At 37.5% G+C, this 12,166-nt stretch carries 9 protein-coding genes; 5 read left to right on the top strand and 4 right to left on the bottom strand.

Features of this window, described 5'->3' with window-relative positions:
- Position 1: 1 nt before the first annotated feature.
- The 4 genes from NBC122_RS08455 to mutY all read right to left on the bottom strand — a co-directional run bounded on the left by NBC122_RS08455 (position 2) and on the right by mutY (position 4,843).
- Positions 2-1,831, bottom strand: coding sequence for a peptidylprolyl isomerase (locus tag NBC122_RS08455; protein ID WP_133439955.1), 1,830 nt, complete (start codon positions 1,829-1,831; stop codon positions 2-4).
- A 105-nt stretch (positions 1,832-1,936) separates the two neighbouring features.
- Positions 1,937-2,857: a PfkB family carbohydrate kinase gene (locus NBC122_RS08450; RefSeq protein WP_133439954.1), complete on the bottom strand. Its 921-nt coding sequence runs from the start codon at positions 2,855-2,857 to the stop codon at positions 1,937-1,939.
- A 195-nt stretch (positions 2,858-3,052) separates the two neighbouring features.
- Complete coding sequence (gene gldD, locus NBC122_RS08445; protein ID WP_133439953.1) at positions 3,053-3,610, bottom strand: gliding motility lipoprotein GldD; 558 nt, start codon at positions 3,608-3,610, stop codon at positions 3,053-3,055.
- Between the two features lie 180 nt (positions 3,611-3,790).
- Positions 3,791-4,843 (bottom strand): A/G-specific adenine glycosylase, encoded by a 1,053-nt coding sequence (gene mutY, locus NBC122_RS08440; protein WP_133439952.1) that lies wholly within the window; start codon positions 4,841-4,843, stop codon positions 3,791-3,793.
- Positions 4,844-4,890: 47 nt separating this feature from the next.
- On the opposite strand from mutY, the gene NBC122_RS08435 reads away from it, so the two are divergent.
- The 5 genes from NBC122_RS08435 (at position 4,891) to mgtA (ending at position 11,981) form a co-directional block, all read left to right on the top strand.
- Positions 4,891-5,181, top strand: a complete 291-nt coding sequence (locus NBC122_RS08435; RefSeq protein ID WP_133439951.1) for an HU family DNA-binding protein — start codon at positions 4,891-4,893, stop codon at positions 5,179-5,181.
- 341 nt (positions 5,182-5,522) lie between these two features.
- Complete coding sequence (locus NBC122_RS08430) at positions 5,523-7,085, top strand: Rne/Rng family ribonuclease (protein WP_133439950.1); 1,563 nt, start codon at positions 5,523-5,525, stop codon at positions 7,083-7,085.
- A gap of 588 nt (positions 7,086-7,673) precedes the next feature.
- The gene (locus NBC122_RS08425; RefSeq protein ID WP_133439949.1) at positions 7,674-8,216 is read left to right on the top strand and encodes a hypothetical protein; all 543 of its coding nucleotides are present in this window, start codon (positions 7,674-7,676) and stop codon (positions 8,214-8,216) included.
- A gap of 401 nt (positions 8,217-8,617) precedes the next feature.
- The gene (locus NBC122_RS08420; RefSeq protein ID WP_133439948.1) at positions 8,618-9,112 is read left to right on the top strand and encodes a hypothetical protein; all 495 of its coding nucleotides are present in this window, start codon (positions 8,618-8,620) and stop codon (positions 9,110-9,112) included.
- A gap of 160 nt (positions 9,113-9,272) precedes the next feature.
- Positions 9,273-11,981 carry a magnesium-translocating P-type ATPase gene (gene mgtA, locus NBC122_RS08415; RefSeq protein WP_133439947.1) on the top strand — a complete coding sequence of 903 codons (2,709 nt, stop codon included), beginning with the start codon at positions 9,273-9,275 and terminating at the stop codon, positions 11,979-11,981.
- Positions 11,982-12,166: the final 185 nt, after the last annotated feature.

The raw sequence follows: 12,166 nt of genomic DNA, 5'->3' as shown, positions 1-12,166 counted from the left end.
ATTATTTCTTAAAATTCTTTTCTAAATCCTTAAGGAATTCGGGTTGAACCACAATTTTAGTTTTTGCTTTCTGTTCAGCGATGATTTCATTGAGCTTTTTTTCAGTCACCGCATCTTTCAGTTCTTCCGCTGCTTCTTCTTGAGTCATCTGGGACGGAGGAAGTATTTTATCAATGGCGATCACCAAAGATTTATCTCCCATTTTGGTGGTGTGAACGCCTGTTTTAAAAGGAACATTGTATTTGGTAAAGACATCAGCTTCTTTCGACATTTCGCCTTTTTCAAAATTCACCAGGACCTGTTTTTTGTCATTGAGTTTTCCGGCGAATTTCCCTTTTAAAAACTCCCAAGCCTTCACATCTTTTATTTCTTTAGAAATATCTTTGGTCAGTTTTGCATCACCGAAGATGGCAACTCTACCTTCTGCTCTTTCCCCCCAAAAGTATTTGGACTTGTGCTGGTTGTAATATTCGGTAAGCCATTCCGGGTGTTTTGCAATTTCTTCAGTCAAATATCTGGAGAAAATATAGTCCGAGTAAAGTGATTTTTTACTGGCTTCCAGTTCCTCTTTTACATTTTTAAGATTGGTAAAGTTCTGACTGTAAATTTTCAGAACATCCTGGGAATTGATATTATTAAGAGCTTCTGCCCACACTGCAGGTGATAGTTTTGCAGCATCGTCTTTTTTGTCGCCAACAAGTTCTTTGATAAATCCGGCGGTTACTTTTTCATTTTTATACTGATAAAGAAGTTCGCTGTCTTTTGCCGCCACTAAATTCTGATACGATTTTTTGATGTTCTGAAAAGCCGGAAATTCTTTATAAGAAGGATCTGTTTTCAGGTAAGCCGTCATCCTGTCCTGTAAAATTTCAGCATAAAGCGTGCTGTTCATCTCTCTCAGAAAGAATGCTCTGTTTTTTTCTGTTAAAACATAAGGTTCAACATTATAAATATTAAAAACAAAATAACTGTCGCCAAAAAGCAAAGGTTCCGGCGTGTAATATCCCGCTTTTTTTCCTTTGAACAGTTCATAAACTTCGTCCGGCAAAGTTGGTGACCCCATGATTACGCCACCGTTATCTTTCTCATGTTCATTGGCACCATACAATTTTGCCACGTCCTGAAAGGTTTTTCCTTCTTTCAAATCCCGGTAAATTTTATCTTTTACCGAATCAGAACTGGCATCTTTAGGAAAAGAGATCGTTCCAAAAATCATGTAACCCAAACTTGGTCTGGAATTCAGAACTTTGGCAAAACCTATATAGGAAGGAGTGTTGAAAAATTTGGTCAGTGTATTATTCGGCGAAGTTTTAATCTCTGCATACATTTGATTATCAAGACTTCCCGGCTTAATATAAATTGGTTTGGGATTCGCTTTTGTGTATTTTGAGATGGCTTCTTCGATGGTCAGTTTACCGGATTTCACATCGTTATAAACCTGCTGATAATCTGTTTTATCGCCTTCCGTTTTTTCTAAGATGAAAACCTGAACTTCTTTTTCTGTCTGATTATCTTTAACAAAATCATTTAAAACCGGATCGATCACCTGTGACGGAAAAAAATATTTACTTCTCAACTCCGCTTCTTTTTCCGACATTCTTTCACGGAAATAAGTCAAGGTATCTGCTTTTTTCTCGGCTGCAAATTGCTGAAACAGGTAGAAATTCTGTATAGAATTAATGGTATTGGCCACACCGGCATTTTCTAAACCGTATAAATTTTCTTTCTTGAACTGAGCCAGCGAAATACTGTCTTTGCCCACCATCATATATTGTGCAGAAATTCCACCGCCGAAAACCATCATCATCAATACACCGACTATTTTTCTCATATTTTTATCTGTCATTTTTTTTGAAGATTAATCCAATTTTAAATTTATCATTCCGAGAAGAAATGTAGTTGTTCCCGGAATTCTGATTCTTTAATCCGTGGAAAGTTAAACGTTTACTTCAAAAGTAGTTAATTCTTTAAAACTGTTGATTCTTTCAATCATTTCCGTTTCTGTAACTTCTTCTAAACGCTGAGTGCCGAATTTTTCCACCGTGAAGGAAGCCATGGCAGAACCTACGATCAGGGCAGATTTCATGGTTTCAAAGGAGAAATCTTCTTTCTTCGCTAAATAAGAAGCAAAACCTCCGGCAAAAGTGTCTCCCGCTCCGGTTGGATCATAAACTTCTTCTAAAGGCAATGCCGGAATGGCAAAGATTTTTCCTTCGTGGAATAACAGCGCACCGTGTTCTCCTTTTTTGATGATCACGAATTGCGGTCCCATCGCATGGATTTTCTGAGCCGCTTTTACCAGCGAATATTCACCGGAAAGCTGTCTTGCTTCTTCATCATTAATAGAGATTACATCGGTTTTCGCAATCATCTGCATTAAAATATCCAGAGCAGAATCCATCCAGAAATTCATGGTATCTAAAATAACCAGTTTCGGACGGTTGTGCATTTTTTCCAACACAGAAAGCTGAACGCCAGGATGAAGATTCCCCAATAATAAAATCTCGGCATCCTGCATTGATTCAGGAATTTTCGGATCGAAGTTTTCCAAAACGTTTACTTCGGTAACCAAAGTATCTCTTGAATTCAGATCGTTGTGGTATTTGCCGCTCCAGAAAAAAGTTTTCCCTTCTTTGATAATTTCAATTCCTTCGATATTCACCCCTCTTCCGGAAAGCATATCTAAATCGGTCTGTGGAAAATCGCCGCCAACAACGGAAACAATTCCAGATTCCACGCCTAAAACCGAAGAAGCAATACTGATATAGGTTGCAGCGCCACCCAAAATTTTATCTGTTTTTCCGAAAGGTGTTTCAATCGCATCGAAAGCCACTGAACCAACAACTAATAATTTCATATTTAAATTTGTTTTATTTTTTTATAAAATCTACCTTATAAAAGATATCATCTAATTTGTTTTATTTTTAACTGGATTACTTTATCCTTTCTTATATCGTCACTTTATGAATCAACTCCGTTTTATTAAAAAATACCTTACTTTAAAATAGTACTCATTGCACATTAATAATTGCTTATTGCCCATTATTCATGATTACTTTTTCCATTCAAAGGTTTCGATTAAATGGAGCATGTCTTTTTTAATATATTCTACCGCCGGCGCCAATGAATCGGGCTTAGGTCTTGAATTGAAATAGAGATTTGCGGTCACATAATGGCGTGTAGAATCGGTCACAAAAAACTGCAGATTCGAGGCACTTTGACCTTTCAGTTCATAGAAATTACCAAACACTTTCCGTTCAGGAAAACTAAATGATTTCGTGTCAATTGAACTCGCTTTGATGGTATGTTCGTACACCATTTTCTCCGATTCTTTTACATGAAGATCAAAATCATTTTTAATGGGAAAATAGGTGATAAAAACTTTTGCTTTCATTTTCGGATATTCGATATAATACCAGCACGGATTTTTCGCCGCTCTAACTTTGGCAAAATCCGAGTACTCAAAAGTAAAATTGCACGGGGAAGTGAAACTTTGATATTTCGGGGCGGGATATTCTAAACGAAGTTCACCAGAAGGTTTTGGCAGTGCTTCTTTTGAACAGGAAAGCAAAATAAATCCTAAAAAAGTGAAAATGAGTTTTTTAAACATTGCGCAAAAATACGAATTAGTTTTAAATTTTTAATAAAGAAAAAACAGGCTTATGAATGCCACGAATTCACGAATGATTATCTGTAAAGTTTAAAGGTTTTATTATTTGTCCTTAAAGCAGTTTAAAGAAAATTGTTGAATCCGTCTCAGCAAAAAGAACATAAGCTCTGGTTAAAGAGTTCAGCGCATTAAAGATTTGTTTTCATAATAATCTTTCAGATAATTTTCCAGCGGTTTCGGGAAGGATTTCTGGTGCGATTCTTCATAGGTTATGATCGAAAAGCCGTTCCCGTGAGCAAATTCGGTGAAAATATCCTGCGACTCCAGTACAACATGACTCATCTGAATCGATAAATTTTTATGCGTCAGTTTATGAGCAATGGTTTTCTGCTTAACGACGAACAGCTGCCAGTCTGCCGGAATTTCAACAGGAAATTCAAAAAGTTTTTTCCAGATAAAATCGTCTTTTCTCTGTCGTACCAAAAACTGACCGTTATATTCCACAAATGAATAATACAGGTCCAAATCAGTTGGTTTCACTTTTTTGGTCTTTACGGGAAAACCGGAAATCTTTCCTAAATTAAAAGCGATACAGTCTTTATTTAAAGGACAGGATTCACACTTCGGATTTTTGGGTTTACAGATTTCGGAACCCAAGTCCATCATGGCTTCATTGAAATGTCCCGCTTCATTTTCGGGCATCATCTTTAAAGCCAGTTCAGAAAAATAATCAAAGGCTTTGGAGTTTGAAATATCAAAATCATCGGCAAACAATCGGGATAAAACGCGGTAGAAATTACCGTCAACAGCAGCATTTTTTTTTCCGAAACAAATGCTTGAAATGGCTGCTGCAGTGTACTTCCCGATTCCTTTCAACTGCAAAATATGGTCGTAATCAACAGGAAAAACTCCATTAAAATCATTAATGATCTGCAGAGATGCTTTATGCAGATTCAAGGCTCTGGAATAATATCCGAGGCCTTTCCAATAGAGCAAAACTTCATCAGTTTCTGCCTCGGCTAAGGTTTGAACATCGGGAAATCTTTCAATAAAATTTCGGTAATGGTTAAGCCCCTGTTCTATCCGGGTTTGCTGAAAAATAATTTCGCAAATCCAAATCTTATAGGGATCATTGGTTTTTCTAAAGGGCAACTCTCTGCCATGGATTTTGTACCAATCTAGCAATTTCCTACCAACATGAAGAAAATCAGCATTTTGTTTTTTTGTTTTCAAAAATTCTTATTATATTTGCACACCAAAAATATAAATAAAAAAAGGAAATGACAAAGGCAGAATTGGTAAACACCATCTCAAATAAATTGGGAACTGAAAAGAATGAAACCCAGAAAGTTATTGAAGCTTTTATGCAGGAGATCAGAACATCAATGTATAACGGAGATAATGTGTATCTAAGAGGATTTGGTTCATTTATTATTAAAACCAGAGCAGCAAAAACAGGAAGAAACATCTCGAAAAACACCGCTATTGAAATTCCTGCTCATAATATCCCAGCCTTTAAACCTTCGAAAACGTTCGTAGAGAAAATCAAAACGAAAGTTCCAGTTAAGTAATAAACTAAATAATAAATATAAGTTACAAACAAAAAAATTTAAATTATGCCAAGCGGAAAGAAAAGAAAGAGACATAAGGTTGCGACCCACAAAAGAAAGAAAAGAAGAAGAGCAAACAGACACAAGAAAAAATAATCTCTTTGCGATTTACAATATAACAATATAGTTGGTGTTTTTATCTATTTAAAATTACACCGGCTATATTTTTGTTTATATCATAAGGATGACATTTCGCCAAATTTGATAAAACAAAACCAAGAAACTATTAAAAAATTGAGCAATTAGAATTGATTTTTTCAGAATTTCTAAGACCCTTAATATTTTAATCCCTTATCAACAGAATGAAGAAAGAACTGATTATATCACATGAAGGCGAGCAATCGAAGATTGCCTTGCTGGAAGACGGACGGCTTTTTGAGCTCCACGAACAGGAGGACAAAAGCGAATTCGTGGTCGGCGATTTATTTATCGGTAAAGTAAAAAAACTTGCACCCAATTTAAATGCTGCCTTCGTAAGCATTGGTTATGAGAAAGATGCCTTCTTGCATTATCAGGATTTAGGTCCACAATTTCTTACTTACAAAAAATTTCTACAAGACACTGTTTCCAAAAGACAACACAATTCGTCCTTAAAGAATTTCGAAATTCAAAAAGAGATTCATAAAAACGGAACCATCGATAAAGTTCTGGCTAAAGACGACAGCGTTATTCTACAGATCACCAAAGAACCGATCTCTACAAAAGGACCGAGAATATCAACTCAAATTTCCCTTACCGGAAGATTTTTGGTCTTGATTCCGTTTGACAAAAGCGTTTCTATTTCAAAAAAAATCAGCAACTCTGAGGAGAAGGAGAGACTCAAAACTTTAATTGAAAGCATTAAACCTGAAGGTTTCGGGGTAATTATCAGAACCGTTGCCGAAGGAAAAAAAGTCGCAGAACTCCACAATGACATGAATCAGCTGATTCAGAAATGGGAAACCGCATTCAAAAACCTTCAGAAAAACAAAGTCCCGAGCAGAGTATTGAGCGAAGAAGATAAAGCTTCCTCTATTTTACGGGATAATTTTAATGCTGATTTCGTTTCCATTATTTGTGATGACGAGCAAATGGTTGATGACATGCGGAATTATATCGAAGTTATCGCGCCGGAAAGAAAAAATATTGTTCAGTTCTACGATAAGCCTATTCCGTTAATGGAATATTATAACGTAGAAAAACAGATGAAACAGAGTTTTGGGAAACACGTGAATATCCCAAGTTCGAAAGGTGCCTATCTGGTCATCGAACATACAGAAGCACTTCATGTTATCGATGTCAACTCCGGAAATAATCTTTCCTCAGGAGCAGGTTCATCCAACAAAGAACATGCTTTGACGGTGAACAAAATGGCAGCCACTGAAATCGCCCGTCAGCTCCGACTGAGAGATATGGGCGGAATCATCGTAGTCGATTTTATCGATATGATTAATGCCGACCACCGACGCGATCTGTACGAACATTTCAAAGCTGAAATGAGCCGCGATAAAGCAAGACACAAGATTTTGCCACCGAGTAAATTCGGGCTGATCCAGCTCACCCGTCAACGGACCAAACCGGAAAAAGTAATCAAAACCAAAGAAGACAATCCTAATATTGACGGAGAAATCCTGGCCCCAATCGTTGTGGTGGAGCGCATGGAAGAAGTTATCCGGAATTTGATTCAAACCGAAAAAGGCAAACTGTTTTTGCATGTCCATCCTTTTGTAGAAGCTTATTTGACCAAAGGTTTGAGGAGCATCCAAATGAAATGGTACTTGAAATACAAAAAATGGGTAACGATTATCCCAAGAGATTCTTTTAAATATCTGGAATACAAAATGGTCAATTCCAAAAAAGAGGAACTGATGAGTTATTCAAATTAAGAATAAGAAAGAATCATACTAAAACATATAACTTCCGGAGATTTTCGGAAGTTTTTTTTGTTTTGAATTAATGATATCGCGGAGTTTTTTTAACCGCAAAAGAAACAAAAGATTATTTTAAAAAGTTTTTCAAAAGATGGCAAAATGTTGCGGCAAATTATTTATTTCAACCGGAGGAGATCTTATTATTCTTAAACCCTTAACCGAATCTTAATGGTTCAATTTTCACTGATAATTTTCAACTTTTTTCAACCGCAGAAGAAACAAAAGATTATTTTAAAAAGTTTTTCAAAAGATGGCAAAATGTTGCGGCAAATTATTTATTTCAACCCGTGGAAATCTTAATATTCTTACTCCCTTAACCGAATCTTAATAGTTCAATTTTCACTGATAATTTTCAACTTTTTTCAACCGCAGAAGAAACAAAAGATTATTTTAAAAAGTTTTTCACAAATAGGAGAAGTTATTTTTAATAAGTATTTCGCAAGATTGCCATAGTTTAACTTTTTAAACCATTAACCCTCAAAAGTTTTTGAATTAAAAATATCGCTATATTTGAAAGACCCAATCCATAATAAAATCACTTCTATGAAAACAAAATTATTTCTTTTGCTGACCGTTTTTTCGTGCTCAAGTATGTTTGCACAGAGTTTCGAAAAGTTACTGTATTCCAAAAAAGATAAGCCCACCGTTTTGATTAATGAAAACATTATCGCCAACTGGGAAATGATTAATACGCAGCCGAACATTACAATAAAGGAAATGCAGGTGATGAAATCCGCACAAAAAGGAATTGATCAATATGCGAAAACCTACCCAAATTTAAGTGAATATGGCTTGATTCTTTGTAAAGCAGATCTGGGAAATATTGAAACCAAAACTCAAAATGACATCAGAACATTTTTAGGCGCAGATCCTCAAACAAAAATATATGTGGATGGTTTTTTATTAATGAATAAAAATTACCTCATCGCTACCAACAGCATCAGGGAAATTGAATTCCTCAGTCCAAACGAGCAGGATTTTAACAAGGAAAAAATAATTAACGTCTGGACCTTAACTAAGGATACCAGATTCGGCTCTTTGAACCTTCTCAGAACTGAGAAATCAAAGACCAATAATCAAAACTGATTTACGTCCCATAAAATCTTATGAAAATTCTGGGAAAGAACAGCCTCAATAATTTTCAGTAATGTCAAAAAAAATAAGGACAGTCCAGACAGCGTTTTTTAAGCGCTGTTTTTTATGTGTTTATCTTTTATAACAATATTGCAAATTAAATAATAGCTGTTTAATATGATCTGGAATTCATCTTTTCTAATGTATTCAGGGAGCGTCCGCGTTTATCCGTTGTTTGATTCTGAGGGAAAGAAAATAAAAAAATAAATTGGAAGCTAAAAAAATACAGTTTGTAACCATTTCTATTATACCTTTGTATAATACTGAATATGAAAACGCTATGAGGATTTATTATAAAAAGTCCGCAAACCGATGAACGCGCAAAGCACTTCTTCCGAACAAATAACAGCATAATGAAAATCAGTTTACCAACCATCCTCCTTTTTCTCCTGCCCTACTTTATAGTGAGCCAGAACCTGATGGATTACTCTACTATAAAAACGAATTCGGGCGAAGTAAAAATTCCCGGAGACTGGACGCTATTGAATACGGTACGCGCATCCGGCCAAACCTATCTGAAAAATGATGAAGGAATTATTATCGCAGTGGCACAAAATCTAAAGAAATCTTATCCATTTTATAAAGCAAACCGGTCGGATTTTGAAAACCTAAAAGCATTTTATAAATGGGATTCTGATTTCAAAAAAAAACATAAATTTAAAACGCAAAAACTTAAAGAGAATTCTGACTTAGAATTTATCATTTGGAAATATAAAGATAAACTGGACCGTGTATTTCTTTTCGGTTCATCAGAAAAAAATTTCTTAATTTTTTTAATTTATACCAATCAGTGGACGGAAACCGAAAAAATGCAGTTTTTAGAAAATCTGTATCAATGGAATAAATAACTGAAACAGAGTGAAAACTTTATAAAAAATTCACCACTGCATCAAGCAATAATGCACCCGGCCCATTTTTGCAGGAGGGAAAATTATAATCACAACCGGGAGCCGCAGCGGGTCAGCGCCTGAAACCGACGCTGCAAATTAATTTTAACATCCTGTCGCTATGTTGAATATTTTACATAAAAAAGTGACCGCCAGTTTAGTTGCGCCGGATAACAGCGCAAACCAACTCGCAGCGAAACAACTTTTAGAAGCCGCAGAAGCCGATCCCCAGAAACTGTTCATTCAGCTCGAAAGCAGTGAGGAAGGTCTTTCAGAAGATCAGGTTCTAAAAAAAAGGTTAGCGTATGGCATCAATGAAATAGCGCACGAAAAAGCACCCTCCTGGTATATTCAGTTACTCGGCGCTTTTATAAATCCTTTCAATGGGGTCTTATTCTTAATCGGCGTAGTTTCCTTTTTTATGAATGTAATTTATGCGGCTCCCGGCACCAAAGATTACAAAGAAGTGATTGTGGTTTTGCTCATGATCCTGACCAGTGTCCTGCTGAGATTCTCTCAGGAATTCAGAAGCAATAAAGCGGCAGAAGAGTTGAAAAGCATGGTTAAAACTAATGCGTCGGTGCTGCGGAAAGACTCGGGTAAAATTGATATTGATATCAAAAAATTAGTCCCCGGTGATCTTATTTCGGTATCTGCCGGTGACATGATTCCCGCTGACGTCAGAATACTTCACTCCAAAGATTTATTCGTAGGCCAATCAATGCTGACCGGTGAAGCCATGCCTGTTGAGAAACACGATACGCTGCTGACGGACAGTTCCGAAAAATCTTCACTCGACTTAGAGAATATCTGTTTCCTTGGGACCAATGTGGTGAGTGGAACTGCTCAGGCAATCGTAGTGGCCACAGGCAATCAAACGTACTTTGGCACGATGTCGGAATCACTGGTGGGCAAAAGAGCCGAAACCAGTTTTGAAAAAGGAGTCAACAGTGTAAGCTGGCTGCTCATTCGGTTTATGTTTGTTATGGTTCCGCTTGTTTTTTTAATTAATGGATTGACGAAAGGAAACTGGCTGGAAGCATTTATGTTCGGTATCAGCGTTGCCGTAGGATTAACGCCCGAAATGTTGCCGATGATTGTAACGACCAATCTGGCGAAAGGCGCCGTAAGCATGAGCAAAAGAAAAGTAGTGGTCAAAAGATTAAATGCCATTCAGAATATCGGTGCGATGGATATTCTTTGTACCGACAAAACCGGAACTTTAACGCTTGACAAAATAGTCATGCAAAGACATCTCAACATTCACGGTATCGAAGATGACGAAGTTTTTAAGTGGGCGTATCTGAACAGTTTTTATCAAACCGGTTTGAAAAACCTCATGGATTTGGCCGTAATCGATTATCATGAAACCCATGAAGATGTACAGGCCGATTTAAAGCTGGCCGAATTTAAGAAAGTAGATGAGATACCTTTTGATTTTAACCGGCGGAGGATGTCTGTCATTTTGGAAGAAAAAAACTGCAAACACTTTTTGATCTGCAAAGGCGCTGTCGAAGAAATGCTGTCGGTCTGTAACCGGGCAATAGATCCGGGGGCAGATGAACAAAGTCAGTTTTTCACAGATGCCATTATTCCTTTAGACGAAAATCTCAAAAACAAAATCATCAAAATCATAGATAAGCTCAATGAAGACGGACTTCGGGTACTGCTTATCGGTGTAAAAGAAAGCGATGCAGGACCGCTTACATATTCGATCGCTGATGAATGCGACTTGGTACTTACCGGTTTCATCGGTTTTCTGGATCCTGCAAAACCAACGGCAAGTGCGGCCGTTCATGAACTGCAGAAATTAGGAGTCAACATAAAAGTGCTGACAGGTGATAACGGTATTGTCACTAAAAAGATTTGCCGTGAAGTGGGTATTCCCGTAACGAATGTGCTGCTCGGCAACGAGCTGGAAAAGATGACTGATGAGGAATTTCAAAATAAAATCAGCACGGTATCCATACTCGCAAAATTAAGTCCGCTGCAAAAATCCAGAGTCGTGAAACTGCTCCAGCAAAAAGGACACACCGTGGGATTTATGGGCGACGGAATCAATGACGCGGCGGCTCTGCGCGATGCAGATGTGGGCGTCTCGGTGGATACCGGCGTAGATATCGCCAAAGAAAGTGCCGATATCATTCTGCTCGAAAAAGACTTAATGGTTCTGCAGAAAGGTGTTGTTTATGGCCGCAGAACGCATGGAAATATCATTAAGTATATCAAAATGACTGCCAGCAGTAACTTCGGGAACATGTTCAGCGTTTTGGGCGCCTCGGCTTTATTGCCTTTTTTACCTATGCTTCCGATACAGATTTTAATCAATAATCTCCTGTATGATTTCTCGCAAATATCAATTCCCTGGGACAGAATGGATTCTGATTACATTGCCACCCCGCATAAATGGGACGCCAACGGAATCAGCAAATTCATGATCATCATCGGACCGATCAGCTCTGTTTTCGATTATACCACTTTTGCTCTGATGTGGTTTATCTTCAAAGCCAATTCACCGGATCACCAGAGTTTATTCCAGACTGGCTGGTTTGTAGAGAGTTTGATTTCCCAAACTTTAATCGTTCACATGATTCGCACACGCAAAATTCCGTTTATTCAAAGTTGGGCTTCCGCACCCGTTGTGGCTCTCACCTCCACCATAATGCTGGTCGGCATCCTGATTCCCTTCTCCCCTTTTGCCGCCGCTTTCAAAATGACGCCTTTGCCTTTGATGTATTTCCCGTGGTTATTGGGGATCCTGTTCAGTTATTGCTTACTGACTCAGTTTGTGAAAAATTGGTTTATTAAGAAATACAACAGCTGGTTATAGCATTGTGGTAACTTGCTCGCCCCCAACCCTCTCCAGAGAAAAGGAGCCGCCGCAAAAGTTGAGTTTTACTCAGGCCGGGGCGCAGATTTTCGCCAGAAACGACATTGGAGATAAAAATCAGAAATACACTGGCTTTCAAATAATTATGAACTTCCGTATATTTGATAAGCTGTTATGGAACGACC

It is taken from the genome of Chryseobacterium salivictor, assembly GCF_004359195.1.
Taxonomy (GTDB): domain Bacteria; phylum Bacteroidota; class Bacteroidia; order Flavobacteriales; family Weeksellaceae; genus Kaistella; species Kaistella salivictor.
Note: the sequence above shows the minus strand (reverse complement) of the source record. Positions and strands in the feature narration are given on the sequence as shown.

What these genes read in the sequence shown, in the direction of transcription:
- NBC122_RS08455 (WP_133439955.1), bottom strand. Translation starts at nt 1,831, where the DNA reads ATGAGAAAAATAGTCGGTGTATTGATGATGATGGTTTTCGGCGGTGGA.
- NBC122_RS08425 (WP_133439949.1), top strand. Translation starts at nt 7,674, where the DNA reads ATGAAAACAAAATTATTTCTTTTGCTGACCGTTTTTTCGTGCTCAAGT.
- NBC122_RS08420 (WP_133439948.1), top strand. Translation starts at nt 8,618, where the DNA reads ATGAAAATCAGTTTACCAACCATCCTCCTTTTTCTCCTGCCCTACTTT.
- NBC122_RS08450 (WP_133439954.1), bottom strand. Translation starts at nt 2,857, where the DNA reads ATGAAATTATTAGTTGTTGGTTCAGTGGCTTTCGATGCGATTGAAACA.
- gldD (WP_133439953.1), bottom strand. Translation starts at nt 3,610, where the DNA reads ATGTTTAAAAAACTCATTTTCACTTTTTTAGGATTTATTTTGCTTTCC.
- NBC122_RS08430 (WP_133439950.1), top strand. Translation starts at nt 5,523, where the DNA reads ATGAAGAAAGAACTGATTATATCACATGAAGGCGAGCAATCGAAGATT.
- NBC122_RS08435 (WP_133439951.1), top strand. Translation starts at nt 4,891, where the DNA reads ATGACAAAGGCAGAATTGGTAAACACCATCTCAAATAAATTGGGAACT.
- mgtA (WP_133439947.1), top strand. Translation starts at nt 9,273, where the DNA reads ATGTTGAATATTTTACATAAAAAAGTGACCGCCAGTTTAGTTGCGCCG.